Here is a 25,945-nt window from a genome sequence, read left to right as displayed (position 1 = left end):
TGTTCATGCGTTTTCCGTGGAATGGGTGCCAATTCGAGCCAGTTTGAGAGAGGTGTCATCGACTTTGGTGGCAATCTCGATAATTCTGCCAGTTTCCAGACAAAGAATGATCAACGTATTTTTCCGGTAGTGTTTCCCCGCGCTGTAATTGTTTAATGACATGACCGACTTCAACTACATCGGGAATCGAAAGTTTTGCTATTTTCTTGAAGTCCTTTTTAAATTGTCTTGAGTACTCGAGTTTAAGCATTGTTGGTCTTACCGATATTGAATTCTTCGAATAGCTCTTCAATATTGCTGGCGGTATTTGCCTTGCCGGACTCGAGCTCGGAGATGGCTGAGGCTGTTGCTGCATTGGGTTGCTTGACTTTAAGCTCAAAGGGTATGCCGCCGTAATTAACAACCGCTTTGGCAAAAAGCTTTATTGCTTGAGAGGGGCTAAGTCCCATGTTCTCGCAAACGTGAGTAAACGCTAACTTGGTGTCGTGGTCAATTCGGGTGCTCAGCAYTTCGTTTTTCATAACATCACCAAATGTGTGAATCTGTAATACAATGTGATACAAAGTATAGCAAAAGCATGTAACAATGCCAAGCAGGGCGACCCATTTTTCGTTGTGCTGCGGCTTCACTACAAATGGGCACCTGTTGGCGGCGTTATGTGCTCGGAGGAAAGATGCAATATATCGAAGTCAAAAGTAGCGATATTCCACTAGATTTATTGCTTGAAGCTGATCCTTCTGAAGCTAGTATCGCTTCATATTTATCTGATTCATGGTGCTTTACTACAGTAGACAATGGGCAAGTTTTGGCGGCTTGTATCGTTAAAGCGCAGACCAACAGTCTTGCTGAGATATTTAATGTATCTGTATCTCCAGAGCTACAAGGCCAAGGTATTGGCTCTAAGTTACTAAAGCTTGTTCTATCTCAGTTGCCAAGTAAGGGGATCAATCGTGTCGAGCTTGGTACGGGTACATTTGGCTATCAACTTACTTATTATCAGCGTTTAGGTTTTCGAGTAGACTCAATCATCAAAGACTATTTTTTGCTAAACTACCCCGATGCAATCTATGAAAATGGTATTCAGCACAAAGACATGCTGAGATTGTACGTAAATATTTAGTACGCACATACAAACGGTTCAAGAGGGACAACCAACGCGTGGCATTTTTACTATGCGTTGCTTTTTGTGGTTACGGTGTTATGCGGAAAGTTGGTAGTAGCGTTGGTTGCCCCTTAACCGGGCGTTATGTTTCTCTGAGGGCAGGCTCAAGCCCAAGATGATCAACAAAGGGGATAAAGTCGCGATCCAAAAACAGCAAAGGTAGCTTTTTCTCTATGCAGAAAGTCGCGATGATCACGTCGGCAGTTTTTCGGATTGTGATGCCCTTTTTGCGAAGTGCCCTATAATTGTCAGCGCAAACAAGTGCCATGTCTTTGCCAAACATTTCATACTGCTCCAGCGAGAGCAGGCTCTGTTTGGTCTGACGATAGTGTTTGTCGTTGCGGATGCCTTGAAGGATTTCCAGAAATATGAGGTCGCCGATAGCGACGGATCCGTGGACTATTGAGGCATCCAGCAGGTCAGTGTGCGGGTTTTTGACTCCGTTGAAATAGTCGATCCATACACTGGTATCCACCAATATCATCCTGCGCCCCGCATTTCATCCAGGTCGCCTTCCCACTTGATTTTGCCTCGCAGTTTTCGAATTTCCTGCTGCTTGCTAAGCTGAACTAGAAGTTTCAGACCTTGCTCAACAGCCTCTTTTTTGGTTTCGTAGCCGGAGGCTTTGAGAGCTTCTGCCATCAACTGGTCGTCTATGACGATGTTCGTTCTCATGTCGTACCTATGTGTATCGATTTCGGTTTCCATACACAATCTAGCACGTCAGGAAGAACATAACAATCGGCTGCACAGCGACCGATTTTCCGCCGCTTCGCGGCTTCAAACCGCGCGTGAGCCGGGCGTTATACCGCAATCAATCATCTAACCTTTTCATAGCTTTACGGTAAACGTCGCTATGTTCGCGTTTTCCGACTGCTAAGACGGTTACAATGATGACATCGTCTTCAACTTTGTAGACAAGACGGTAGCCCGATTGACGCAGCTTAATTTTATACATAGTGTCAGTTCCAGAGAGCTTTGAAGCCGGAACATGCGGGTTATCTAAGCGCTCGATTAGCTTTTTCTTAAATTGTTGTTGCAGCGTTGAGCCAAGCTTTTTCCACTCTTTGAGTGCGCTCTTTTTAAAGTTGAGTTTATAGGTCATCAATGTTTACCGAAATGGTATCTTCAGATTCACGCTCTTTTGCAATAGCGAGTAGTTCAAGATCTTCCAGTCTGTCCATCATCATTTCGTACGCTTCGGCAGGTACGCAATAAAATGCTGGCTCATTTCGGTTCAATACAGCAACAGGTTCACCGTAAGCACTAGTTGCAACTTTCATAGGATTAGCTTTCAACTCAGTAATGCTTGCAGCAACATCGGCTAAAATTCTAGTGGTCATATAATCGGTCTCTTAAGTGGTCTTTATGTTGGTCATTTTAGCCTCAACCCAGCGGTATAACAAGGTGTGTAGAAGGGATTCCCAACGCTTGGCAGTTTCGCTTCGCTCAAGTATGGCCAAGCATCGCTCACCTTAATGCGGCGCTGGCGGATCCTCTCATAATTGACCGGGCCCCAGCGTATGCGTTAGCCGTTGATATTCCCTGATGGCCCTCTGATATTGGGTCAGCTTAATCAGATATCGTCGATGATTTCTTACCTTGCGACCAAGACGAGGTATCGAGAGAGCGCGACGATGCTTGATGGTATTGGGAGGCGAGTTATAGTCGCCATATTTAAAAGCTTGCTCATACAAAGTGACGGCACGTCCATCCACGGCAATAGAAGCACGCAGTGTTATATAGCGCAGTTGATCACGCACATCCGACCAATCAACCAAGATAACGGGACAAGGATTGGCGCGCATGCCAGTGTTATGTTACCCCGATAAATTTGACAATCTAGAGTTCGAAAATGATTAGAAAGTACAATTCAAATGACTTAGATTCAGTTCTTGAAATCTGGCTTGAAGCATCTGTTAAAGCGCATGATTTCGTCTCGGCCGACTATTGGGCCTCGCAAGTTGAGAATATGCGTGAGATCTACATCCCAGCGTCAGAGGTCTACGTTTATGAAACCGAGTCAAAAGTCGTTGGCTTTTATGCACTGTATGAAAATAATTTGGCTGCCATCTTTGTGTCTCCGGCCTTTCAGGGCCAAGGTATTGGTAAGCAATTATTGAGTCATGCGAAGTCTCAAAGAGCAGTGTTAAACTTGTCGGTATACAAGGAAAATCAGGCGAGTTATCGGTTTTACTTATCTCAAGGTTTTAGCGTGATAAGTGAACAGCGAGATCAGCATACGGGGCATCCTGAGTACACAATGAGTACGGGCACAACCTAACGTATGATAACAACGAAAAGATTGATACTTCGGCAATGGGATGACGCCGATCAACAACCCTTTGCGCAGATGAGCCGCGATAGCCGTGTCATGGCGCACTTCCCAAAGTGTGTGAGCCAGGAAGAAAGCGACAAGATGGCAAGAAAAATCCAGTCGTTAATCGCCGAGCGTGGTTGGGGATTCTGGGCTGTCGAGATCCCCGACCAACACGCGTTTATTGGCTTTGTCGGTTTGCACATACCGAAAGATACGATGCCGTTCTCACCTTGTGTTGAGATTGGCTGGCGACTTGCGCCACAACATTGGGGTAGGGGCTATGCCACAGAAGCGGCTAATGCGTCGCTACACTATGCGTTTATGCACTTGGGCGTAGAGGAAGTCGTCTCTTTTACTACAGTGAATAACACTGGCTCTCAGGCAGTGATGAAAAAGCTTGGCATGTCCTATGCGTATCATTTCGCGCATCCTGATCTCGACGCGTCTGATCCGCTTAGCGAACATGTTTTATACAAAATCAGCAAAGCGCAGTGGGAAGTGTTTACTCGCTAATTCGAATACCCTTCTTCTCAGAATATATTAAGGAACTAAAAATGAAATCTATCTTCTTTTTTRACTCAATGCTAACCCCAAAACTCGTCACCGGCTTGTATTGGCTGCTGTTGTTAATTGCGTTGTTCTCTGGGCTGGGCACCATGTTTGGTGGCTACGGTGGGATGAGGCTTGAGAATATGGCCATTGGCCTGTTTACCATCGTCGGCGGTGCGGTTGGGGCAAGGATTTGGTGTGAGCTGATGATTGTAATTTTTAAAATCAACGAAAATCTTCAAAGCTTAAAAGACGAGAAAGATAATTAATTTTATAAGGTAAGCCAAGGTTTTTATTAACGAGGTGATATGCGTTTTCCAGCCTTAATGCCTTGGCGGGGCAGTCACTTTCTTTACAGGCCGATGCCTTGTTTGAGCGGTTGGTKGTGAACCAGCAAGGCGGCTATTGCTTTGAGCATAATAAAATTGCCTATCTAGCCCTGAAGCATTTGGGGTTTGAGGTGCGCAGTGTGCTGGCGCGGGTGATGCTTAATGGTAAACCGACCAATCCGCGCACTCACCGTATGAATGTGCTTGAGCTCGATGGCGAGACTTATCTAGTGGACGTTGGTTTTGGCAATAAAACCCCGCGCGGCTTACTCAATATCAACCAGCGCACCTGCACCATCGGACACGATACCTATCAAATCACGCGCAATGGCAATGTGGTGACGGTGGTGTTACACGAGCCCGAGCAACCGCCACTAACGCTGTACGAGGTTGAGCTTTACGATGTAGTAGAAGCCGACTTTGACGTGGCGCACTTCTATTCTCATCAACACCCCGATGCGGTTTTCGTCAAAAATTTAGTGGTTTCGTTGATCACTGCGTCGAATCGTTATCTGATCCGTAATCAGCAGTTTTTAGTCTGGGATGCGACAGGGCACCTTATTACCGAAAAAAGTATCGATAGCCTCGAGGCCTTAACCCAGTTGGTTCATGAGGTATTTTTATTGCAACCGCCCAACGCAGTGTTGGAAACCGCGTTTGCACAGGTGGCGGCCAACGCGGCGGTTTGAATGAGCGGATGTTAACGAAAACGTTCGTCTTGACGTACGTACTTGATGCCGTACAATTGATTAAAAGTTAATCACACTGGAGAAGCGCTATGACGGGGATCACTGCCACTGAAGCGCGTAGCAAATTGTATCGGCTCATTGATGAAACCGCCGAATCTCATCAGCCCATTGTTATTGCGGGCAAACGTAACAAAGCGGTGCTGATTTCAGAAGAAGACTGGTCAGCGATTCAGGAAACACTTTATCTGCTTTCTGTGCCAGGGATGCGCGAGTCGATTCGTGAAGGCATCGCCACGCCGACGGATGAATGCGATGAGGAGTTGGACTGGTGACATGGAAGTTGGTTTACACCAAACAAGCCCAGAAAGATGCAAAAAAGCTGGCCTCCAGTGGCCTTAAACCAAAAGCGCAAGAACTGCTAGCACTGATTAAAGACGATCCCTACCGTAAACCTCCTCCGTTCGAAAAGCTTGTCGGCGATCTCACTGGTGCCTATTCACGCCGTATTAATATTCAGCATCGCTTGGTCTATCAAGTCCTCGAGGATGAACAGGTGGTGAAAGTGCTCAGGCTCTGGAGCCATTATGAGTAGTGGCTGTCATCGGCCTTTATTGGTTGTGTTGTTAATTGCGTTGTTCTCTGGGCTGGGCACCATGTTTGGAGCGCAAAAATTATCCGTCTGTCCCACCAGAAGCTGACGGTATGCACTACGCTAAAAGACACAACTGACTAAAATTCAAAGACAAAACGCTAGTCAGTTGGTAGCAGTGAACGGGTCGCCGTATTTGTTGTACACCGTTAGGCGAATGAACAAGGAATGTATATGGCTGTTTTAAATAAAGTTTTATATGTAGAGGACGATCCTGATATACGAGAAATTGCTACCCTAGCACTCGAGGATGTGGGTGGCCTCACTCTTAAAACCTGTGAATCGGGAGAGCGGGCCTTGCAGGAAGTGGACGGATTTAAGCCGCAAATCATACTGCTCGATGTCATGATGCCAAATATGGATGGCCCAGAAACACTCACCGCGATGCGGGAACGAGGACTCGTTGATGACTCGGTGCTCATTCTTTTTATGACGGCGAAAGTTCATCCAGAAGAAGTGGCGCGCTACAAAGCGTTAGGGGCGAGTCATGTTATCTCGAAACCTTTCGATCCTATGACATTAGCTGATGATGTGCGTGCGTTTTGGGACGAATTCAATGGATGATAACAAAAAGACTAATGACACCGAAAAGCGTCTTGAAAGGCTCAAGGAAGCGTACGCTAAACGGCTGACCTCGGAGTTTAAACGGCTTCATGCCATCAATGATAAGTTGTTATCAGGCCATGATGACCAGGAAACGTTAAAGGCGTTGCACTCTGGGTTGCACACCATTGCGGGCGCGGCGGGAACATTTGGTTTTGCTAGTCTCGGCGAAGTGGCCCGTCAATTTGAGCAACAGGTTGCCAAGCGCTTATCCCAAGCAGAACCGCCCACCAGCCTGCCAACTGATTGGATGGAAGCGCTTGAGTCTGCGCACCATAAAGATAGCGTGTCAGCGACGCAAAGCACCACAACAATCCAGCAACCGGTTATGGAAGGGGCGCCTATTATCGGCTTAGTCGAGCGCGATAATATTTTGGCTAAATACGCCCAATCCCAGTTTGCTCGTTTTGGTTTTCAGGTGTACTGGATAAAGGATGCGAACGAACTAAAACAATTGACTAAACACGCACCTGACTTACTGCTTATTGACCATCATGCTATTCAGGACGACGTGTCTGATACCGATTTAGCAACTTTATGGAAGACCAAGTTGCAGCACTTTCAATGTCCCGTCTTTTTCATTAGTGCTGAGGAAAGTTATAAAGCTAGGCTGCAAGCATTGCGCGCGGGAGGCGCAGGTTATTATCCCAAGCCGTTGGACATGGCCAAACTTGCCTCAAAGTTTGCGCATATGCTTGGTCACATAGACGCGGAACCTGGTCGGGTTATGATGATTGATCAAGACCCAGCCCTCGTTTCTCAATGCCAATCTGTCTTAGCAGATGCAGACATGAACGTCGCGACACTGGATAAGCCAGAACGACTGTTTGAGTGTATCAGCGAGTTTAATCCTGAAATTATCCTTGTCAGTGTCTGGTTACCGCGGGTGACGGGCGCTGAATTAGTGGCCTTGCTCGCGCAGACAGAGCATTGGTCACATTTGCCGATTATTTTCCTCTCTCGCCACCCTAACGCAGATTTGCGTCGCCAATCATTGTTGCTAGACGGCGATGCCATTCTTGAGGTGCCGGTGGACACGGATCTTTTGGTGCGCCTGTGTCAAAGCAGAATACAGCGATTTCGAGCGTTTAACCGCACGCAACATCAAGACGGGCTGACCGGCTTATTGAAACACGCTAGCATCAAAGACGCGTTGCAAAAGCAATGGCAATTGGCGCAGCGTCGGTCGCAAGTATTCAGCGTGGTCATGTTGGATATTGATCACTTTAAAGGCGTGAATGACACCTATGGTCACGCTATTGGCGATCAGGTGATCGCGGCAATCGGTACGCTTTTACGTCAGCATTTTAGGAATACAGATAAGCTTGGCCGATACGGCGGAGAAGAGTTTGCGCTGGTATTGCCAGATTGTGATGCTGACCAAGCCGAGCATTTGGTTAATCAGTTACGAGAAGATTTCGGAGCGATCACGTTCAAGGCGAATGACACCACATTTTCTTGCACGCTGTCCGCCGGCATTGCCGACAATCAGCGCTTTCCGACAGAACCGAGTGAGTCTTTATTGGCGCTCGCGGACAAAGCCTTGTATCGCGCCAAGCATGACGGACGAAATTGTGTCGTACAAGCAATGAATACCCCTTAATCGCTAATTCTCCGGAGCCTTGGTATGCGAACGCCACCTATCCCTGATAACGAAGCCGAGCGTCAACAGGCACTAGACGAAACCGAGCTGCTTAACAGTGGTGCCGACTCTCGCTTTGATCGCATTACTCGTTTATGCCTTGACTTGTTTTCTGTGCCTATCGCGCTGGTGTCACTGATCGACCGGGAGCGACAATACTTTAAGTCTCGTCAGGGGGTAGATGCCTCTGAAACCCCAAGGGATATCTCTTTTTGTGGGCATGCCATTCTGGGTAGTGAACCATTGATTATTGAAAACGCGCTAGATGACACGCGTTTTTGTGATAATCCGCTCGTCTGTGGGGCGCCAGATATTCGGTTTTATGCGGGTATACCGATTCATAACAGTGAGGGTTATCGACTGGGCACGCTATGCCTGATTGATAAACAGCCAAGGCAGTTTAGTGAAGAAAACGTGGCGCAACTAAAGAACCTTGCTGGCATGGTGGAGGATCTGATTTGGAGCGATACCTATCAGCGACGTGAGTCAACAGCGTTGCAGCAACAACTGCAAACTAGCCACGATGAAATGGCATCGCTGATTAATAACATACCAGGCATCACGTTTCGTTGTTTGCCAGATAAAAGCTGGACCATGCTTTACATCAGTAACCAAGTTGACACCATCAGTGGTTATGCCGCCGAGGACTTGATAAATAATAAACGCGTTTGTTATGCGGATCTCATTCACCCTGATGATGTGTCCGTTGTTGATGACGCCGTTACCAACGCCATGGCCAACAATGAGGAATGGCATATTGAGTATCGTGTTCGGCATCGTACGCTGGGCTTTCGCTGGGTGGAGGAACGAGGTAAATGTATTGAAACAGACCCTAGGCATCCACAGGTGCTTGAAGGGTTTATTATCGATATTACTCGAGAGCGCAATGCCCTGACGCAGCTGGAGCGGCATCATCAGGCGCTAACGGTGCTGACTGACATTGCCTTTTCCAGTCATGGGAGCCTGGATGAGAGAATCAATCATGCCTTGCAAGAGGCCAAGCACTACTTGAGGGCTGAACTGGCTATTGTCAGTGAAATAAAAGGCGAGGTGTATACGGTTAACTGGATAGCTGGGCCGCCAGACACAACAATTGTTGCAGGGCAGCAGTTTGCATTAAAAGACACCTGGTGTCAGGTTTTGATGGCAGAGAACCCCAGCAGCACCACGCAGGAACAGTTTATTGCCGATACCGATCGCCCAGAGTTTCAGCAACATCCGTGTTATAAAACTGCACCGTTAGGCAGCTATGCTGGCGTTGTCATCAATGTCTATGATCGCCCCTGGGGCACATTGAACGTATCGTCCGCTAAGGCGCGTTCTGAAGACTACAACGATGGCGAAAAACTGTTTCTACGCCTCCTCGGCAACTGGTTATCCGATGTATTGACCCAGAATTTGAGCCAGCAGCGACTGACCAAATTAGCAGCATTATTGCCGGGAACGCTTTATCAATTTCGTCGTTTTCTCGATGGGCGTATGGTTTTTCCTTATAGTTCCCCTCAAATAGAGACTTTGTACGGCATCACACCAGAACAGGCTGCAGAAGATGCCATTCCTGCGTTTGAGCGCATCCATCCTGACGATATTGAGACCACTCGTTTATCCATAGAGCATTCGGCGAATACGTTAGAACACTGGCAATCTACCTATCAGGTCAATTGTCCGGGTAAGGGCTATCGTTGGATTTCTGGCGAGGCGAGGCCGGAGAAAATGATCGACGGTAGTATATTGTGGCACGGTTATTTGCAAGATGTTCACGAACAGCACCAGGCGCGTTTAGCTTTGGAGCAGAGCGAGGCGAGGTTGCGTAGCTTGTTTGACTTTTCTCCTATCGGCATCGCTTTGAACGATTTTGCCACCGGACAGTTTCTTGATCTCAATGATGCTTTGACTGCACCCACGGGTTACACCCGCGAAGAATTCGTTTCCCTCAGTTATTGGGATGTCACGCCTAAAGAATATGAGCCAGAGGAGCAAAAAGCGCTGGCAAGTATGCAAAGCACGGGTCGTTATGGGCCGTTTGAAAAAGAGTACATCCGCAAAGATGGCAGTCGTTATCCGGTCCGTTTGCAAGGCATGCTGAGCACAGAGTTGGATGGAAGAAAGGTGATCTGGTCCCTTGTCGAAGACATTACTGAGCGTAAAAAACTCGACAAAATGAAAGATGAATTTATTGCCACCGTCAGCCATGAACTGCGCACACCCTTAACGTCGATCAAAGGCGCGTTAGGATTATTGAATGGCGGCGCAACTGGGGAATTACCACCAAAGGCTAACAAGTTGCTGCATACTGCCGAGCGTAACGCAACACGTTTAACCTTGCTGATAAACGACTTGTTAGATATGGAAAAGCTCGTGGCAGGAAAAATGCCAATTCAGAGAAAAAAGCAAGATCTTGGCTCGCTATTGGATGACGCGATAGAGTCTGTTAAATCCTACCAGCATCAAACCCAGACACAAATACGCCCTCCAAATAACTGGCCGGCTGTGACGGTCAATGTTGATGGACCAAGATTGATTCAAGCACTGACCAATCTTTTATCTAATGCGATCAAATTCTCACCAGAACGTGAGTGGGTAGACGTTTCGGTAATTGTTGATAAAACGCTGGTTGAAATTGCTATCAGAGATCGCGGACCTGGGGTTGACCTAGCGTTTCAGGATCGACTGTTTCAGCGTTTTAGCCAAGCTGACAGCAGTGATAATCGCAAGCTTGCTGGTACAGGACTGGGGCTAGCGATTACGCGGGAGATATGTCAGCAAATGGACGGTGATGTGGGGTACCGCGATGCTGAGGGCGGTGGGGCGTTGTTTTTTATTCAGTTGCAGGTTGCACAATGAGCGCAGTTGCACCTCGATATATCAATGACCGCCAAAAACAAAAAAACCAGCCAATGGGCTGGTTTTTTATCGATTGCTCGACCGATTAGTCTTGGAACAAACCGAGATTTTCTTTAGCGTAGGCTTCAAATTCGGTAAAGCCGCCAACGTGCGCTTGATCAACGAAAATCTGTGGCACGGTTTCAACCGGTTTGCCGACGGTTTTTTCCAAATCCGCTTTGCTGATGCCTTCCGCGTGAATATCGACATAACGGTAGTTAAAGTCATCACGGTTGGTTTTAAGATCTTCCGCTAGGTCTTTGGCGCGAACACAAAAAGGGCACCCTGGGCGACCGAAAATTACGACGAACATATTCATCTCCTTTGGCATTAACGTTGTTACTATGCCTGATAGGCGATGGAGAGAAAAGACGAATTTCCCTTTTGCACCGATAGGCAAAACCGATTGCTGTGAACGTCTATACCGAATCGCACGACCGGCGGGAGATCACGGGTGGTATGGCCGCAGAGCGTCGCTATTGTGTTGATTGCGCGTCGGCTCATAAAGGTGTAAAACCAGCTCATCCCTCTTTTACAGCTCAACGTCTAATAAGGAAACATAATGAACCCAACGATTGAGACATTACTTTCTCACCGCTCTATTCGCAAATTTAGCCAAGCCCCCATTTCGTCAGAGCAACTGAGCCAGATTATTGATGCGGCGCGCTCGGCGTCGAGCTCAAGCTTTTTACAATGCACCAGTATTATTCGTGTGACCGATGGCGACAAACGACGTTTACTGGCGGAATACGCGGGCAACCAAGCGTATGTAGCCGACTGCGCCGAGTTTTTGGTGTGGTGTGCGGACTTTCATCGTCATGAGCAAATCAATCCCAATGCCAAGTTGGGCTTTACTGAGCAAACGTTAATTGGCGCGATTGACGGCGCTATCATGGCGCAAAATGCGATGGTCGCAGCGGAGTCCATGGGTCTTGGCGGTGTGTATATCGGTGGGTTGCGTAACCAACCGAATAAAGTCGCCGAGTTGCTGGATATGCCTAACCATGTGTTGCCATTATTCGGTATGTGCTTAGGCGTACCTGCACAAGATCCTGAAACCAAACCGAAACTACCGGCCAGTCTTATCGTTCACGAAAATCGTTATCAGGCGATTGATGAAGCGGCGCTAAGTGACTACGACAACCAAGTGCGCGAGTATTATCAAACACGTACAGGCGGCAATAAAGACATGAGCTGGAGCGAACAAGTGTCTGCCACATTGGAAAAAGAAGCGCGTCCGTTTATGAAAGAATTTCTGCGTAGTAAAGGCTTTAGTACCCGCTAACGCGCTATGCTTGAACAATTGAGTGAAAAAGCAGCATTTTGCTGCTTTTTTATTATCAACAAACCGGAATTGCCCAGTTTTATTGGCTATTTTGGCCCTCTTGTTTATGAAAGCAACGCTAAGCACTAAAAGTTATTTACATCTAATCTGTAACCCGTAATATTGCCGCGTTTTTGCGCGTGATAATCACTTTTATCCGTGGTTTTTGGCGCTTATTTTGAGTATTGATAGGTTTTTTTAATAAGTAGGGCACTGATGGAAAACAAACTGGCAAATCCTGCCCCTTTAGGGCTGATGGGTTTTGGAATGACCACGGTATTATTGAATATTCATAATGCAGGGTTTTTTCCGATTGATAGCATGATTTTGGCGATGGGGCTGTTTTATGGCGGCTTAGCGCAGGTGATTGTGGGGATCATGGAATTCAAAAAAGGCAATACGTTCGGAACAACCGCGTTTACCTCTTATGGTTTGTTCTGGTTGACGCTTGTTGGCCTGATTGTGATGCCAAAAATGGGTCTGGCTGACGCAAGCCCTGCTGCCTTTATGGGTTGGTATTTGGTGTTGTGGGGTGTGTTCACTGGATTTATGTTTATTGGCTCATTGCGCTATTGCCGTGCTAAACAGTTTGTATTTGGTAGCCTGACTATCCTGTTTTTCTTGCTCGCGGCGCGTGATTTTACCGGCAGTACACTCATTGGCACCATTGCCGGATTTGAAGGGATTGTGTGTGGCTTAAGCGCGATGTATTTTGCGATGGCGCAGGTGCTTAACGAGGAATATGGCCGTACCGTACTTCCGGTTGGTGAGCTAACACGTGATGCGAAAAAACCTGCGATGGCCACCCACGCGGCTTAAATCATACCTGTGAGGGCAGTGGAAAACACACTGTCTGTTTGCGGTGTAAACGCAGATAAAAAGGCCCGGTGACGTGATGTCCCGGGCCTTTTTGATGGTTTTAGTCAGCAATATAACGCGTTACTTTTCGATAGCGTGTGGCTACCTGGTGTGATTCTCTGGGATTAGCACATCACGGTGACAGCTAGGCCACCTTGTGATGTTTCACGGTATTTGGCGTTCATGTCTTTACCGGTTTCCATCATGGTTTCGATCACTTTATCTAACGACACCCGTGGCTCGGAAGAACGTTGTAGTGCCATGCGTGATGCATTGATCGCCTTCACCGCCGCAATGCCGTTACGCTCAATACACGGCACTTGCACCTGTCCAGCGACCGGATCGCAGGTAAGGCCTAAGTTGTGCTCCATTGCGATTTCAGCTGCCATACACACCTGGTGCGGATTACCGCCCATAAGTTCAGCCAAACCGGCGGCGGCCATTGAACACGCGACCCCGACTTCACCTTGGCAACCCACTTCTGCCCCAGAAATAGACGCGTTTTGTTTATATAAGCCGCCAATCGCACCGGATGCAGCAAAGTAGCGGGTATAGGTTTGCTTATCGACCGGCTCAATAAATTTATCGTAGTAGGCGAGGACGGCAGGAATAATTCCGCATGCCCCATTCGTTGGCGCGGTTACAACACGACCACCGGCGGCGTTTTCTTCGTTTACCGCAAAGGCAAACATATTGACCCAGTCCACTACCGACATGGGATCGATGTTGTATTTTTCGGTGGTTTTGAGCTGGTGATGCAACGCAGCGGCTCGACGAGGTACACGCAATGGACCGGGCAACACGCCTTCGTTTTCCATACCACGGTACATACACGCTTGCATGGTTTTCCAGATATTGGCGAAATAGGTGTCAATTTCTGCTTGGCTATGCATGCTACGCATGTTGGCCATCACTAAGCCGCTGATAGAAAAACCGGTTTCTTGCGTCAGTGCGAGCAAGCCGTCTGCGCTATTAAAGTCGTAAGGGACTTGCACCGCTTGCATGGTAGGCTGACCAAACTCGGCTTCTTCAACAATAAAGCCGCCACCAATGGAGTAGTAGGTTTTGCTCAGCACGCACTCATCGCCTTGCCAAGCATGAATACGCATGCCGTTTTCATGCAAGGAGAGGTTGGTTTGGTGAAAGTTCATGCCGCCATCACGCAAAAAGGTGACGACATGCTGCTGTTCGCCCAACGGCAATTGCTCTGTGTCTTCGACACGTTTAACAAAGCTAGGGATCGCGTCGATATCAACGGTTTCAGGGCTGTTGCCTGCGAGGCCCATAATGATCGCGATGTCGGTGTGGTGGCCTTTGCCTGTTAAAGACAAAGAGCCATAAACGTCAACCGTCACGCGGTCGACGTCGGTCAGGCGTTGGTTAGCAATAAGCGCATCAACAAAACACTGGCCGGCTTTCATTGGGCCAACAGTATGCGAGCTGGACGGGCCAACGCCAATCTTGAAAATGTCAAAAACACTGATCATGTGTTTACCTCAGTCAATGCCCTAAGGGCAATGGATTTAGTGTTTACGCCATCCGTCCATGGTATTGACTGTGCTGGCAATGCCGGTGGCTTGCCATAATGAAAGGAGCAGCGTTCACTGCTCCTGGTTATCCCGCAAACATCGATGAATGCGGCTGGGATTAATGCCCCAGTAACAGCAGTCCTATAGCACCTGCTGCGCGCGCTGATTAACGGTCATGGTTAATTAAAAAAGCATGCCGTACATAATCGCTGAAATCGCGACCAAGCCCATGATAAGAACAAAGGCGTTACTGATTGTACCTGAATACTTCTGCATTGCTGGCACGTTTTTCACGGCATACATTGGCATAATAAACAGGATGGTGGCAATGATAGGGCCGCCAAGTGATTCAATCATCCCCAAAATACTTGGGTTTAGGGTCGCTACCAACCAAATGGTGAGGATCATGAATATCACAGTAAACACGTCAATTTTCTTGCGGTTGATCGGTTTACCTGCACCACGCAGGGTTTTCACGACTAAGCCATTTAGGCCTTCACGTGCGCCCAAATAATGGCCGAAGAATGAAGACACGATCGCGACAAAGGCAACCAATGGGCCCAAGAAGGAAATAAATGGGCTCTCATGCTTGTTGGCAAGGTAAGACAAAATCGCAATGTTCTCTGCTTTGGCCGCTTCCAGGTCCGCTGGTGTCAGCGACAGGACGCAAGAGAACACAAACAACATCACAAAGCCAACCAGCATCGCTGCTGCGCGCATTAGAATTTGGCCAGACTTTTGTTCTGCATCGTCACCATGATCGCGACGTTGTGCCAATGAGAAAGATGAAATCGCTGGGCTGTGGTTAAACGCAAATACCAGCACCGGAATCGAGATCCAAAGAGTGATAGCAAAATCGCCGGCTGAGGGCACTTGCGACAGGGCGGCGGTGTTCCACTCTGGGATAAGATAGAGCGACATAAAAACTAAGATGGCAACCAGCGGATAAACCAAGAACTGGGTGACACGCAACATCATTTTCTCGCCCAGAAGCATGATAGCCATCATTCCCAAAATCAGGGCCAGTGACAAAATTGCCCGCGGTGGTGATGCCATACCAAGCTGGTTAACCAAGAAGGAATCAACGGTGTTGGTGATGCCGACACCGTAGATAAGAACAATCGGGTAAATCGCGAAAAAGTACAACAGGGTGATGATTTTACCCGCGCCGACGCCAAAGTGCTCTTCAACTACCTCGGTGATATCGCTGCCTGCGTTTTTGGACGAGAGCACAAAACGAGACAAACCACGGTGAGCAAAAAAGGTCATCGGGCCAACTAATAAGGTCATCACAACCAATGGCCAAAAACCGCTCATCCCCGCATTGATGGGAAGAAAGAGGATGCCGGCTCCAACAGCGGTGCCAAAAAGGGAAAGCGCCCAGGTTGTGTCTTGTTTGGTCCAGCGCGGGCGCGTGGTTGCGCGGGTACCAGTCGTCGAGGTTGTTTGCATAACAATACTACTCACATTGTAGGGAACAGGAATCAGGGAAGGCGAATTCTGGCGATTTCCACGCAGAAAACCAAGCGCTAGATCGCGATATGAAAAGGCGCGCCCGGACTATTGCACCAAAATGTGACAACTATCAATAATAAAAGCGCTTTAGTGCGATTAAGTAGGCAGGTGTGTACGGTTTTGTGTTGGATAAATATGCATCAAATTGCGCCAGATTCCATAGTATTGGTAGGGTTTATGGTGCGATTGACCGGAAAGTGAAACAGCGTGAGTTGACTGATCAACGCGCGTAACAGCTGGGCAGTGGCTCCCCAAACAAGATGATCGTGATGATAAAACGCACTCACAGGGTGCCATTGTCCGTCGATTAAAAACGATTGTTCTCGGATGTGGCCGGGATAACACAAGGTATCTAAGGGCACTTCAAAGCAGGCGGCCACTTCATTGGGATCCAGACAAGGCTGATAATCGGGATCCACCCAGGCAAGCACCGGATGAATATAATAGCCCGTCACCGTGGGCAAGGGACACAAGTGGCCAATGACAGCGTCGCGCGTGACGCGAATACCGGTTTCTTCCCACATTTCACGGGTGGCGGTGGCAATATTATCGTGATCGATAGACTCGCGTTTTCCGCCCGGGAAGCTCACTTGTCCCGGGTGATGTTTAAGGTGACTGGCGCGTTGGGTTAACACCAAATGAATGCCTGACGGCCTAGGCACCAGCCCGATCAATACTGCGGCGGGTTGAAAATCCGCCCCACCGAGAATGCGCGGAGATAGCCGCACGCGATTGAGAATACGGCTGTCGTGGCGCGCTAAAGGGGTGAGTGAAAATGCACGGACCACGTCGGTCGGTGATAGTCGCGTGGCCGCACCGTGATCAGCGAGGAAACACTCTCCTTCGTAGCGCGGCCAAAACCCAGGGTAAGGCCCAAACCCAGGTGTTGTCTGTGTTGCACTGCCTAGGGGTGAGACATTTAGGGGTGAGAAATACGCCTTCTCAGCGGTGAGTAACTGCATCCACTCTCCTTAATCCTGAATAGGTGTGCTCAATGCCTCATCTTCTGCCAGTACGGGTAAAATTCGGCTCACTTTATCGAGCGTCTCCTGATATTCGGCGTCGGCTTGGCTGTCAGCGACCAACCCGCCACCTGCCCAAACATGAAGTTGTCCTTGATGACCAACCAACGTACGAATGGTAATGCTGGTATCCATTCGTCCACAGCGACTGATATAGGCAAAGCTGCCACAATAAACATGACGACGATGGGGCTCGAGTTCTTCAATGATTTCCATTGCCCGCACCTTTGGTGCCCCGGTAATTGACCCGCCAGGAAACGCGGCGCGCAGCAAATCGAGTGCTGTCTTGTCATCGGGTAAGCGTCCAGTCACTGTACTGACCATGTGGTGGACAGCAGGAAAACTTTCTATATCAAAGAGTTTAGGCACAGATACGGAACCTGGCGAGGCAATGCGACCAATATCATTACGTAATAAGTCTACAATCATCAAATTTTCGGCGCGATCTTTTTCAGCCGACTTCAACGCTTGGGCGCGTTGTGCGTCTTTTTGTGGATCGGGATCGCGCGGGCGTGTGCCTTTAATCGGTTTGGTTTCTATCTGTTTGTCGTGCACCGATAAAAAGCGCTCAGGCGAGACCGACAACAGGGCGCTGTCTTGCAGGCGAATAAAGCCCGAAAACGGCGCGCCGTTGTTCGCGGCCAATTTGCGATACGCGTGCCACTCGTCGCCCTGATAGGGCGCGGAAAAGCGTTGAGCAAGATTGATTTGATAGCAATCGCCCGCGTGTAAATACGCTTGGACGATGTCGAACTTTTCGCCGTATTGTTGCGCGGTCATGTTGGCCTGCCAAGGCCCAGTGAGTGCCAAGGGTACCGGCGAGGTTGGCGCGTGTTGCTCGGTTAGCCACTGCCATCGTTGTTGGCTATTGGGTGCAATCACCACCGCTTGGCGCTGATGATGATCGATCACCACCGCCCAGTCATAGAGCCCGACCGCCATATCCGGCACCTCGAGCTCGTCTTTCGCCAATGCCGGTAGCACTTCTACCCATCGACCGAGATCATAGCCAAAGTACCCCAAGGCGCCACCAATAAATGGCCAAGGCGCTATCGGATCCGCGGTGGGTAAAAGCTTGGCCTGAAGATCGGCCACCCAGTGAAAAGGGTCTTGCGTATGGGTGGTGGTTGTGCCATCTGCGTAACAGGTTGTCACTTGGTTATAACGCGCAGTAATGGTGGCAACCGGATCGGCGACCAAGATATCGAAACGACTGTCTGGGTGGGTTCGCGTGGCCGAGTGGAGCAGCATCGCCCAGGGCTGGTGGGCAATCCGATCAAAGAGGGTCACCGCAAGATCCGGCGTATAATCGATGGGCGTCGTTGTCAGTGTCATGGCATTTTGTCGCTGCATTGTTCTTTTTGTGATCACGGTTGAAGCGCTGTGTGGCGCGCGAATAGCGCTAAGCGTATCATAGCTAGGCCTTTTCCGGCATGGGCCAACACAAATAACCAAGCAACGCTGTTGCCATTATCAACTTCTATAATTCGATGAGGCAACTTGGCCATATGCGATTTACATCTAGCGTCAACCGACAATCGAGCGCTACTCGAAAATTGATCGCCAACCGATAATAACGAGGGGAAAGCTCCCCCACACTGGATACCCGCTTTGGGTCCTGCAAATGACACCAGAGGCAATGATGACCACAATTAAACAGCAAGACGTGATCGAAAGTGTTGCAGATGCCCTGCAATATATCTCTTACTACCATCCCCTTGATTTTGTACAAGCCCTTGAAAAAGCGTACAACAAGGAACAAAGCCAGGCGGCAAAAGACGCCATTGCGCAAATTCTGATTAACTCCCGCATGTCGGCGGAAGGTAAGCGTCCTATTTGCCAAGATACAGGTATTGTCACCTGCTTTGTCAAAGTGGGCATGGCGGTGCAGTGGGATCGTCATGATATGACGGTGCAAGAAATGGTCGATGAAGGGGTACGACGTGCCTACACCAACCCTGACAATCCGCTACGTGCCTCCGTGGTTGCCGATCCGGCCGGTAAACGCCAAAACACCCGCGATAATAGCCCTGCGGTGGTGCACATCGATATGGTGCCGGGCGACGCGGTGGACATTCAAATTGCAGCCAAAGGCGGTGGTTCGGAAAACAAAACTAAGATGGTGATGTTGAATCCATCTGACGATGTGGCTGAGTGGGTTGAGAAAACATTGCCGACCATGGGCGCGGGTTGGTGCCCACCGGGTATGTTAGGTATTGGAATTGGTGGCACGGCCGAGAAAGCCGCCGTATTGGCCAAAGAATCGCTCATGGAGCACATTGATATTCAAGCGCTTATCGACCGTGGTCCAAGCAATGCGGATGAAGCACTGCGGTTAGATATTTTTGATCGGGTGAACAAGCTGGGTATCGGTGCTCAAGGCTTGGGCGGCCTGACCACGGTAGTGGATGTGAAAGTAAAAACCGCGCCCACCCATGCCGCTTCTAAGCCGGTATGCTTGATCCCGAACTGTGCCGCCACACGCCATGTTCACTTTACGCTTGATGGCTCAGGCCCAGCCGAATTGGCACCACCAAAACTGGACGACTGGCCACAGGTCACCTGGGAAGTGGGGGATAACGTCCGCCGTGTTAACTTAGATACCGTGACCAAAGAAGACGTGCAGAGCTGGAAAACCGGCGAAACTGTGTTGTTATCAGGTAAGATCTTGACCGGACGCGACGCCGCACATAAACGCTTACAAGAAATGCTGCGCAATGGCGAAGGCCTTCCCGAGGGGGTCGACTTTAACGGCCGCTTTATTTATTACGTTGGCCCTGTCGATGCGGTGGGGGATGAGGTAGTCGGTCCAGCAGGCCCAACCACCTCAACGCGCATGGACAAATTTACCGATATGATGCTGGCAGAAACCGGACTCACCGGCATGATCGGTAAGGCTGAGCGCGGTCCTGCGGCGGTGGAATCGATTAAAAACCACCAAGCGGTGTACCTCATGGCGGTCGGCGGTGCCGCGTACTTGGTATCAAAAGCGATCAAAAAAGCGCGCGTGGTCGCGTTTGAAGATCTCGGTATGGAGGCCATTTACGAATTTGAGGTGGAAGACATGCCCGTGACCGTAGCGGTTGATGCGCAAGGGCAAAACGCGCACCAGATTGGCCCGGATACCTGGAAGGTGAAGATAGCTGAAATGGATGATTAATCCGTCAATTGGACCTGTTCGGCTTAACGCCAGTTTGCGTTAATGAGAAGGCGTTGAGTCGGGCAGAGCCTAAGCGGATAGATGTCATAAAAAATGCGCCAATTTGGCGCATTTTTTGTCTACCGATCGATGTTGCCCGTTTGGACATCACTGCGTGGGCTAAGCCACTTCCTCTTCTTCCAGATCGAACGACGCGGCAATCAGGTTACGCGTGTATTCGTGTTGCGGGTGATGGAAGATTTCTTCTGGTGTGCCCGCCTCCATGACTTTGCCGTTTTGCATGACCATGACGCGGTCTGATAGCGCACGAACCACACTCAAGTCATGGCTGATAAACAGATAGCCAATATTGTGACGCTGTTGAATGTCTTTCAACAAATCAATCACGGTCAACTGCACTGAACGGTCCAATGCAGAGGTTGGTTCGTCGAGTAAGATAAACGCAGGATTCAAGATCAAGGCGCGTGCAATCGCAATTCGCTGACGCTGACCGCCAGAGAACTCGTGCGGATAACGGTTAATCGCGGAACTATCGAGACGTACTTCATAAAGGGCATCTTTTACCCGATCGAGACGCTCTTTTTTGTCGAGCTCTGGAAAGTGAGTGCGCAAGCCCTCAGCCACAATTTCACCGACCGTCATGCGGGGCGACAGTGAGCCAAATGGGTCTTGGAACACCATCTGCATATCGCGGCATAGCGCTTTATTCTCACTGTTTTTTATTTCGTGGATATCGTGACCTCGAAAACAGACTCGGCCTTCGGCAACGGGCAACAAGCGCATAATTGCGCGGCCCAGGGTCGATTTACCCGATCCAGACTCGCCCACGATACCTAAGGTCTCCCCACGGCGTAGCGATAAGCTAATGTCGCTCACCGCTTCAAAATAGCGTTTGTTGCCGCCAAAGAAGTCAGCACCAAGGAAATACTTGATGGTGACATTATCCACGGTTAGCAAGTTTTCTGAATCCTCGTYGACAGCCGCTTTGCGACCACGCGGTACCGCGTCAATCAGCATTTTGGTGTAATCTTCTTGCGGATTATCGAACAAGGCTTTGGTGTCGTTGGTTTCAACCACTTCACCTTTACACATCACCACAACGCGGTCGGCTAAGTGTTTCACCACGGCCAAGTCATGGGAGATAAACATGATCGCCATGCCCATCTTTTGCTGTAGTTCGCCAATCAAGTTCAATACTTCGGCTTGTACCGTTACATCCAGGGCCGTTGTTGGCTCATCGGCGATCAGCAAGTCAGGCTCATTCACTAGGGCCATAGCAATCATGATGCGTTGCAATTGGCCGCCTGAAAACTCATGCGGGTATTTTTGCAATGCACTAGTGGGGTTAGGAAGGTGGACTAAATTAAGGAGATCGATAATCCGCTGCTTGGCCTTGTCTGACGTGGTGCGGTGGTGACACTGAATGGCTTCGGTTAACTGCTCGCCAACGCGCATATACGGGTTCAGTGAGGTCATTGGCTCTTGGAAAATCATCGCGACACGATCACCGCGCATTTTCTGAATTTGCTTGGTCGACAAGGTCAGAACATTGGTATCGTTAAAGCTTACTTGCGATTCAGGTTTTACCACTGCGTTATTGGGCAGCAGGCCCATCACGGCACTGCTAGAGACCGATTTACCCGATCCTGATTCGCCAACGACAGCCACGGTTTCACCGGGCATGATGTCAAAGCTTACGTTTTTAACGGCATCGACCATACCGTCGTTGGTAGTAAATGACACGCTCAAGTTTTTGACACTGAGCAGTGGCTTAGAAGCAGATGAAGACATCATCACCTCACTGGTTGATTATTCGACGTCCCGAGCTTGCCGGTGCCTTCTGCACGACAATAACGTGCATGATATGGACTGCGGCGATGGCTCGATGATTTGGGTTACGCCTGCTGGATTACCGAGCAAACGTGAGTCATTCATGTGGGGTCATCATTGCTTGCGATGGCTTTGCAATGTACGCCCTGATGCGGATATCAGCCAGCTGGTGCCTTTGAACGGCTTACGCCAGTGGAAGAGGTAGGATACGAGTGTCGCGATAACCGAAAGACGCTTAAGGTTACCTCTCCTTGCGAACACAGCTTTTCAACATCATCCGGTGTTGAAACCAAGCAGCGTGAATATCCATATATCAACAACACAATAAACGATTCGGATATAAAAGCAAATCGTTATTATAAGCAAGGTTTGTGATGTGAGAGTTTGACCGCGCAGGCAAAAAGAAAAGCGCGCGACGGATTCGTTTTGGTGTCGCGCGCGTATCGATTAAGGGTTACGTCGTTTAGCTGCGGTCGAACGCTAGACGCGTGGAGTAGCGCTTCTCACTGTGCTGACCGTGCTCAAACGCGACTTCGCCATTAACGAGAGTCATCTCAATGCTTGACCCAAAGGTGTGGCCGTCAAACGGTGACCACTGGCACTGATAAAAGAGATTTTCTTGGCTGACTGTCTGAGTTTGGTTCAGATCCACCAGTACTAAGTCGGCCCAGTAGCCTTCACGAACGAAACCGCGCTCTTTCACCTGATAGCGAACAGCCGGCGCATGAGCCACTTTTTGTACCACCAACGGCAAATCAAAAATCCCGCGATGATAAAATTCTAACGCCACTTGCAAGGCATGTTGCACTAAGGGTAGGCCGGCTGGGGCGTTAAAGTAGGTATTTTGCTTCTCTTCAAAGGTGTGCGGCGCATGATCGGTAGCAATTACATCAATAACCCCGTCTTTCACCGCTTGAATGAGCGCCTGCTGGTGGTGCGCCTCTTTGATCGCAGGATTACATTTGATCAGTGTCCCTTTGCTGTCGTAGTCGTCGCGATTAAAAAACAGGTGATGAACGCAGGCTTCGGCAGTGATTTGCTTTTGCTGCAAGGCTTCTAGGGTTTTAGCAGGCTCAAACTGGTACAGCTCGTCTTCGGTCGTCAGATGCAATACATGCAAGCGTGTCCCGTGTTTTTTGGCCAAGTTAACCGCCAGTTGCGACGATTTTAAGCACGCTTCTTTGGAACGAATATGGGCGTGCGCATCAATGGGGACGTCGTCGCCATATTTTTCCCGATATATGCCTTCCAGTTCATTGATCATTGGCGTGTCTTCGCAATGGGTTGCGATCAGCGTTGGGCAGTCGGCAAAAATTGCGTTCAGTGTTTCAGGATCGTTGACCAACATGTTCCCGGTTGACGCGCCCATAAATACCTTCACGCCACACGCAGCGTTGGGATCAAGACGACGGATCTCATCGATATTGTCGTTAGTAGCGCCAAGATAAAAGGCGTAATTGGCATGACTGGATTGTGATGCGCGTTGATACTTTTCTTCCAGTGCCTCTCGCGTTGTGGTCGGCGGGTTAACGTTGGGCATTTCCATGTAGGTGGTGATGCCGCCGGCAACCGCGGCTTTCGATTCAGTGGCAATGGTGCCTTTTTTCGGGAAGCCAGGCTCACGAAAGTGAACTTGGTCATCAATCATTCCAGGTAATAGGTGTTTGCCGGTTGCATCAATCACGCGACAATCGGCGGCCGCAGGGGCACTGATGTCGCGAGCAATCTGGCTAATGCGGCCATTTTCGATCAGTACATCGGTCTCAACAACGTGTCCTTCGTTGACGACAGAAGCGTTTTTGAAAAGCAGGGTGGTCATGGTGTGATCCTTACATGTCAATGCATCGGTGCTATGGTAACGCAATCGATTACTTGATTCAGCCCCTGTTTTTACCGGGGATTGACGGATATTTCACCGCGCATTGACCGAATTGTTGCACATTCGTACCGTTAGCATATTGCCCTTCATTGGGGGCTGCCGCATACTTGGCCGACACACAATCATAAAAGGGAATCGACCATGGCGGAAGAAACTATTTTCAGCAAAATCATTCGCAAAGAAATCCCCGCGGATGTTGTCTATCAGGATGAACTTGTTACTGCCTTCCGTGATATTAATCCGCGCGCGCCGGTTCATGTGCTTATTGTGCCCAACAAATTGATCCCAACGACCAATGATGTGGAGCCAGATGATGAGCTCGCGCTCGGGCGTATGATTACCGTGGCCAAGAAAATTGCAGCGGACGAAGGGGTTGCCGAAAACGGCTATCGTTTGATCATGAACTGTAATCAACATGGTGGCCAAGAGGTCTATCATATCCACATGCATTTAGTGGGTGGGCGAGCGCTTGGGCCCATGGTGGTGGGTTAACACATTAAATATGAATGAAACCATGAAAACCGCGAACCTTGAGTGGTCACGCCGATGGACGAAAAAATGGGGCAAGTTGCGCTTGCCTCAACTAATGGTGGGCGCGCTCGTGCTGTTACTCGCAGGGTGTGCGCCTCGCTACCAGCCGGTTAACCCGTCGCCAGACACCAACCGCGCCGCACGTTTATCAGATTCGCAGGTGCATAACGGCATTGATCGCGCCATGCGTGCTGCGGTGGAAGCCTTATTGGCGAGTGAGCCTTTAAAGGTATCGCCGGTGACCTTGGTCCAACCGATCCAAAATAGCAGTGGCGATTATTTTCCTACCCCAAGGTATTCAACGCAGTTGCAAGCGGGCTTAATCGAATCCGGTCGGATAACGCCTGTTCCTGAAGCGAGAGTACAGGCGGTCCGCGCCTCGTTAGGGTTGGCAGCGAATCAGGTGCTGGTGGATCCCGCGACCATTATGCAATATGGCCGCATGCTGGGTGCGCAGTATCAACTGAGCGGTAAAATCACCGGTCAGGCCCCTTATCAGCTAAGTTTGCAGTTAATGGACTTACAGTCAGGAGTGATCGCTTGGCAGGATGTAGAACGCTTTGTCAGCCGTTGAATGGTCTCCTGCTCTGGCGCAGACTTTATCTACCGCACTGACGCGCTATTATGGTGTCCCTACCGAGGTTACCGGTGTCGAGCCGTTGGCAGCGGGCCTGACAAATCGCTGTTTACGACTCACCGACTCACAGGGGGGGCGCAGTGTTTGGCGTCCCCATGGTCGAGCGGCGAATGCTTTTGCCATTGACCGTGCGCGTGAAGCTCAGGCGCAATCTTTGGCCGCTGAGCATGAGCTGGCGCGTCAGCCGGTTGTCCACAACGGCGAAGGATTATTGGTGCCTTGGGTGGATGGCGAACCGCTTTGTAATCTAAAAACCGATCAGGCATCGATCCTTATTCCACTTTTATCCCGTATTCACCAACTGCCGACGGATCTGGAAACCGCGTCCGTCGAGGCACAATGCGCTCATTATGAAAAGCAACTGCCTGATGGTGTGGTAGCGCGTTTACACCGGCTCAAACATAAGGTGCTCACACACAGCCCGCTCCCAACGTATGAGCCATCGGCGGTGTGTCACATGGACTTAGGCGCTTACAATGTGGTGATCGAGCCGGATGGTAACCCGTGTGTGCTTGATTGGGAGTATGCCCGCGCCGGTGATCCTTATCTTGACATCGCGCTCTTTTGTCGTGCTAATGGCTGGTTACCACACACTGTGGTGGCGCGTTATTGTGGTCTTCAGCAACTAAAATCGGTGAATGTTATCCTCGCACGCGTCAACGCTTGGTTGCCGTTTACCGACTATTTAGCACTATGTTGGTATGAGGTGGGGGCGAATCTGTATGGATTACCTGCGTACAATCAAGCAGCGGACGTGCTGTATCAACAGCTTTCAGAGTAGACCGCCCGCTACATTCGGATAAATCCCTCGTAGCTGACGCATAGGCGAATAAG

At 49.5% G+C, this 25,945-nt stretch carries 27 protein-coding genes and 3 pseudogenes; 16 read left to right on the top strand and 14 right to left on the bottom strand.

Annotated features, from left to right (window positions below; genetic code table 11):
* Positions 1-3 precede the first annotated feature (3 nt).
* Together BZG81_RS05905 and BZG81_RS05900 are read right to left on the bottom strand one after the other, a co-directional pair.
* Positions 4-250: pseudogene (locus tag BZG81_RS05905) on the bottom strand (type II toxin-antitoxin system RelE/ParE family toxin).
* Positions 243-521: a type II toxin-antitoxin system RelB/DinJ family antitoxin gene (locus BZG81_RS05900; RefSeq protein ID WP_077676974.1), complete on the bottom strand. Its 279-nt coding sequence runs from the start codon at positions 519-521 to the stop codon at positions 243-245. Before BZG81_RS05900 ends, BZG81_RS05905 begins: the two are co-directional and overlap by 8 nt.
* Before the next feature lie 152 nt (positions 522-673).
* Between BZG81_RS05900 and BZG81_RS05895 the strand changes: the two genes are divergently transcribed.
* Positions 674-1,120 (top strand): GNAT family N-acetyltransferase, encoded by a 447-nt coding sequence (locus tag BZG81_RS05895; protein WP_077676956.1) that lies wholly within the window; start codon positions 674-676, stop codon positions 1,118-1,120.
* A 124-nt stretch (positions 1,121-1,244) separates the two neighbouring features.
* On the opposite strand, the gene vapC is transcribed toward BZG81_RS05895, so the two are convergent.
* From vapC to BZG81_RS15470, 5 genes and pseudogenes are all read right to left on the bottom strand, one after another.
* Entirely contained in the window at positions 1,245-1,637 is a 393-nt protein-coding gene (gene vapC / locus BZG81_RS05885) for a type II toxin-antitoxin system VapC family toxin (protein ID WP_241824056.1), read from the bottom strand.
* A 5-nt stretch (positions 1,638-1,642) separates the two neighbouring features.
* A complete protein-coding gene (locus tag BZG81_RS05880) occupies positions 1,643-1,837 on the bottom strand; it encodes a type II toxin-antitoxin system VapB family antitoxin (RefSeq protein ID WP_077460653.1) in 195 nt (64 codons plus the stop codon).
* Between the two features lie 139 nt (positions 1,838-1,976).
* On the bottom strand, positions 1,977-2,267 hold the full coding sequence (locus tag BZG81_RS05875) for a type II toxin-antitoxin system RelE family toxin (protein WP_021022844.1): 291 nt from the start codon (positions 2,265-2,267) through the stop codon (positions 1,977-1,979).
* Positions 2,257-2,505, bottom strand: a complete 249-nt coding sequence (locus BZG81_RS05870; protein WP_021022843.1) for a type II toxin-antitoxin system Phd/YefM family antitoxin — start codon at positions 2,503-2,505, stop codon at positions 2,257-2,259. Before BZG81_RS05870 ends, BZG81_RS05875 begins: the two co-directional genes overlap by 11 nt.
* Positions 2,506-2,817: 312 nt before the next feature.
* Positions 2,818-2,964: pseudogene (locus BZG81_RS15470) on the bottom strand (IS4 family transposase); the annotation flags it as partial.
* A gap of 53 nt (positions 2,965-3,017) precedes the next feature.
* On the opposite strand from BZG81_RS15470, the gene BZG81_RS05860 reads away from it, so the two are divergent.
* The 9 genes and pseudogenes from BZG81_RS05860 (at position 3,018) to BZG81_RS05820 (ending at position 10,787) form a co-directional block, all read left to right on the top strand.
* Positions 3,018-3,446 (top strand): N-acetyltransferase, encoded by a 429-nt coding sequence (locus BZG81_RS05860; protein WP_077676955.1) that lies wholly within the window; start codon positions 3,018-3,020, stop codon positions 3,444-3,446.
* A 21-nt stretch (positions 3,447-3,467) separates the two neighbouring features.
* Complete coding sequence (locus BZG81_RS05855) at positions 3,468-3,995, top strand: GNAT family N-acetyltransferase (RefSeq protein WP_241827362.1); 528 nt, start codon at positions 3,468-3,470, stop codon at positions 3,993-3,995.
* Positions 3,996-4,036: 41 nt separating this feature from the next.
* Positions 4,037-4,300 (top strand): DUF4282 domain-containing protein, encoded by a 264-nt coding sequence (locus BZG81_RS05850; protein WP_077676953.1) that lies wholly within the window; start codon positions 4,037-4,039, stop codon positions 4,298-4,300.
* Between the two features lie 53 nt (positions 4,301-4,353).
* Positions 4,354-5,049: pseudogene (locus tag BZG81_RS05845) on the top strand (arylamine N-acetyltransferase family protein); the annotation flags it as partial.
* Positions 5,050-5,138: 89 nt separating this feature from the next.
* Positions 5,139-5,381, top strand: coding sequence for a type II toxin-antitoxin system Phd/YefM family antitoxin (locus tag BZG81_RS05840; RefSeq protein WP_021022842.1), 243 nt, complete (start codon positions 5,139-5,141; stop codon positions 5,379-5,381).
* Positions 5,378-5,641: a Txe/YoeB family addiction module toxin gene (locus BZG81_RS05835; RefSeq protein ID WP_021022841.1), complete on the top strand. Its 264-nt coding sequence runs from the start codon at positions 5,378-5,380 to the stop codon at positions 5,639-5,641. The genes BZG81_RS05840 and BZG81_RS05835 overlap by 4 nt, the downstream gene beginning before the upstream one ends.
* 231 nt (positions 5,642-5,872) lie before the next feature.
* On the top strand, positions 5,873-6,262 hold the full coding sequence (locus tag BZG81_RS05830; protein ID WP_077660780.1) for a response regulator: 390 nt from the start codon (positions 5,873-5,875) through the stop codon (positions 6,260-6,262).
* Complete coding sequence (locus BZG81_RS05825) at positions 6,255-7,904, top strand: diguanylate cyclase (protein ID WP_077676951.1); 1,650 nt, start codon at positions 6,255-6,257, stop codon at positions 7,902-7,904. Before BZG81_RS05830 ends, BZG81_RS05825 begins: the two co-directional genes overlap by 8 nt.
* A 24-nt stretch (positions 7,905-7,928) precedes the next feature.
* Entirely contained in the window at positions 7,929-10,787 is a 2,859-nt protein-coding gene (locus BZG81_RS05820) for a PAS domain-containing protein (protein WP_077676950.1), read from the top strand.
* Between the two features lie 85 nt (positions 10,788-10,872).
* Here BZG81_RS05820 and BZG81_RS05815 read toward each other — a convergent pair whose 3' ends face one another.
* Entirely contained in the window at positions 10,873-11,139 is a 267-nt protein-coding gene (locus tag BZG81_RS05815; RefSeq protein WP_021022836.1) for a GrxA family glutaredoxin, read from the bottom strand.
* 249 nt (positions 11,140-11,388) lie between these two features.
* Here BZG81_RS05815 and nfsA point away from each other — a divergent pair, with 249 nt between their 5' ends.
* Positions 11,389-12,111, top strand: a complete 723-nt coding sequence (gene nfsA / locus BZG81_RS05810; protein ID WP_077676949.1) for an oxygen-insensitive NADPH nitroreductase — start codon at positions 11,389-11,391, stop codon at positions 12,109-12,111.
* Positions 12,112-12,366: 255 nt separating this feature from the next.
* Entirely contained in the window at positions 12,367-12,969 is a 603-nt protein-coding gene (locus BZG81_RS05805; RefSeq protein WP_077460644.1) for an acetate uptake transporter, read from the top strand.
* Between the two features lie 164 nt (positions 12,970-13,133).
* On the opposite strand, the gene BZG81_RS05800 is transcribed toward BZG81_RS05805, so the two are convergent.
* The 4 genes from BZG81_RS05800 to pabB form a co-directional block, all read right to left on the bottom strand.
* Positions 13,134-14,495, bottom strand: coding sequence for an L-serine ammonia-lyase (locus BZG81_RS05800; protein ID WP_077676948.1), 1,362 nt, complete (start codon positions 14,493-14,495; stop codon positions 13,134-13,136).
* Between the two features lie 225 nt (positions 14,496-14,720).
* Positions 14,721-15,989, bottom strand: coding sequence for a serine/threonine transporter (locus BZG81_RS05795; RefSeq protein WP_077660786.1), 1,269 nt, complete (start codon positions 15,987-15,989; stop codon positions 14,721-14,723).
* A 203-nt stretch (positions 15,990-16,192) separates the two neighbouring features.
* Positions 16,193-17,014 carry an NUDIX hydrolase gene (locus BZG81_RS05790; RefSeq protein ID WP_077676947.1) on the bottom strand — a complete coding sequence of 274 codons (822 nt, stop codon included), beginning with the start codon at positions 17,012-17,014 and terminating at the stop codon, positions 16,193-16,195.
* Positions 17,015-17,023: 9 nt separating this feature from the next.
* Positions 17,024-18,409, bottom strand: a complete 1,386-nt coding sequence (gene pabB / locus BZG81_RS05785) for an aminodeoxychorismate synthase component 1 (RefSeq protein ID WP_077676972.1) — start codon at positions 18,407-18,409, stop codon at positions 17,024-17,026.
* A gap of 307 nt (positions 18,410-18,716) precedes the next feature.
* Here pabB and BZG81_RS05780 point away from each other — a divergent pair, with 307 nt between their 5' ends.
* Complete coding sequence (locus BZG81_RS05780) at positions 18,717-20,234, top strand: fumarate hydratase (RefSeq protein WP_077647025.1); 1,518 nt, start codon at positions 18,717-18,719, stop codon at positions 20,232-20,234.
* 159 nt (positions 20,235-20,393) lie between these two features.
* Here the strand turns inward: BZG81_RS05780 and BZG81_RS05775 are convergent, their stop codons facing one another.
* Positions 20,394-22,025, bottom strand: a complete 1,632-nt coding sequence (locus BZG81_RS05775; RefSeq protein WP_077676946.1) for an ABC transporter ATP-binding protein — start codon at positions 22,023-22,025, stop codon at positions 20,394-20,396.
* 502 nt (positions 22,026-22,527) lie between these two features.
* On the bottom strand, positions 22,528-23,883 hold the full coding sequence (locus BZG81_RS05770) for a dihydroorotase (RefSeq protein ID WP_021022827.1): 1,356 nt from the start codon (positions 23,881-23,883) through the stop codon (positions 22,528-22,530).
* A gap of 201 nt (positions 23,884-24,084) precedes the next feature.
* On the opposite strand from BZG81_RS05770, the gene hinT reads away from it, so the two are divergent.
* From hinT to BZG81_RS05755, 3 genes are read left to right on the top strand one after another with little or no spacing between them, the layout of a single operon-like run.
* Positions 24,085-24,435: a purine nucleoside phosphoramidase gene (gene hinT / locus BZG81_RS05765; RefSeq protein WP_077460639.1), complete on the top strand. Its 351-nt coding sequence runs from the start codon at positions 24,085-24,087 to the stop codon at positions 24,433-24,435.
* A gap of 22 nt (positions 24,436-24,457) precedes the next feature.
* Entirely contained in the window at positions 24,458-25,048 is a 591-nt protein-coding gene (locus tag BZG81_RS05760) for a hypothetical protein (RefSeq protein WP_158011539.1), read from the top strand.
* Positions 25,035-25,892, top strand: a complete 858-nt coding sequence (locus BZG81_RS05755; protein WP_077676945.1) for a phosphotransferase — start codon at positions 25,035-25,037, stop codon at positions 25,890-25,892. The genes BZG81_RS05760 and BZG81_RS05755 overlap by 14 nt, the downstream gene beginning before the upstream one ends.
* The last annotated feature ends 53 nt before the right edge of the window (positions 25,893-25,945 follow it).

This window comes from Salinivibrio sp. MA607 (genome assembly GCF_001996245.1).
GTDB classification, from domain to species: domain Bacteria; phylum Pseudomonadota; class Gammaproteobacteria; order Enterobacterales; family Vibrionaceae; genus Salinivibrio; species Salinivibrio costicola.
The sequence above is the reverse complement of the archived record's forward strand: the minus strand, read 5'-3'. Positions and strand labels throughout refer to the sequence as shown.

Excerpts from the sequence above, each read along its gene's own strand:
- BZG81_RS05790 (WP_077676947.1), bottom strand. The coding sequence starts at position 17,014 with ATGCAGTTACTCACCGCTGAGAAGGCGTATTTCTCACCCCTAAATGTC.
- BZG81_RS05760 (WP_158011539.1), top strand. The coding sequence starts at position 24,458 with ATGAAAACCGCGAACCTTGAGTGGTCACGCCGATGGACGAAAAAATGG.
- BZG81_RS05840 (WP_021022842.1), top strand. The coding sequence starts at position 5,139 with ATGACGGGGATCACTGCCACTGAAGCGCGTAGCAAATTGTATCGGCTC.
- BZG81_RS05895 (WP_077676956.1), top strand. The coding sequence starts at position 674 with ATGCAATATATCGAAGTCAAAAGTAGCGATATTCCACTAGATTTATTG.
- BZG81_RS05875 (WP_021022844.1), bottom strand. The coding sequence starts at position 2,267 with ATGACCTATAAACTCAACTTTAAAAAGAGCGCACTCAAAGAGTGGAAA.
- BZG81_RS05880 (WP_077460653.1), bottom strand. The coding sequence starts at position 1,837 with ATGAGAACGAACATCGTCATAGACGACCAGTTGATGGCAGAAGCTCTC.
- hinT (WP_077460639.1), top strand. The coding sequence starts at position 24,085 with ATGGCGGAAGAAACTATTTTCAGCAAAATCATTCGCAAAGAAATCCCC.
- BZG81_RS05815 (WP_021022836.1), bottom strand. The coding sequence starts at position 11,139 with ATGTTCGTCGTAATTTTCGGTCGCCCAGGGTGCCCTTTTTGTGTTCGC.
- BZG81_RS05825 (WP_077676951.1), top strand. The coding sequence starts at position 6,255 with ATGGATGATAACAAAAAGACTAATGACACCGAAAAGCGTCTTGAAAGG.
- BZG81_RS05800 (WP_077676948.1), bottom strand. The coding sequence starts at position 14,495 with ATGATCAGTGTTTTTGACATTTTCAAGATTGGCGTTGGCCCGTCCAGC.
- BZG81_RS05860 (WP_077676955.1), top strand. The coding sequence starts at position 3,018 with ATGATTAGAAAGTACAATTCAAATGACTTAGATTCAGTTCTTGAAATC.
- BZG81_RS05830 (WP_077660780.1), top strand. The coding sequence starts at position 5,873 with ATGGCTGTTTTAAATAAAGTTTTATATGTAGAGGACGATCCTGATATA.
- BZG81_RS05820 (WP_077676950.1), top strand. The coding sequence starts at position 7,929 with ATGCGAACGCCACCTATCCCTGATAACGAAGCCGAGCGTCAACAGGCA.
- BZG81_RS05805 (WP_077460644.1), top strand. The coding sequence starts at position 12,367 with ATGGAAAACAAACTGGCAAATCCTGCCCCTTTAGGGCTGATGGGTTTT.
- pabB (WP_077676972.1), bottom strand. The coding sequence starts at position 18,409 with ATGACACTGACAACGACGCCCATCGATTATACGCCGGATCTTGCGGTG.
- BZG81_RS05780 (WP_077647025.1), top strand. The coding sequence starts at position 18,717 with ATGACCACAATTAAACAGCAAGACGTGATCGAAAGTGTTGCAGATGCC.
- BZG81_RS05770 (WP_021022827.1), bottom strand. The coding sequence starts at position 23,883 with ATGACCACCCTGCTTTTCAAAAACGCTTCTGTCGTCAACGAAGGACAC.
- BZG81_RS05870 (WP_021022843.1), bottom strand. The coding sequence starts at position 2,505 with ATGACCACTAGAATTTTAGCCGATGTTGCTGCAAGCATTACTGAGTTG.
- BZG81_RS05795 (WP_077660786.1), bottom strand. The coding sequence starts at position 15,989 with ATGCAAACAACCTCGACGACTGGTACCCGCGCAACCACGCGCCCGCGC.
- nfsA (WP_077676949.1), top strand. The coding sequence starts at position 11,389 with ATGAACCCAACGATTGAGACATTACTTTCTCACCGCTCTATTCGCAAA.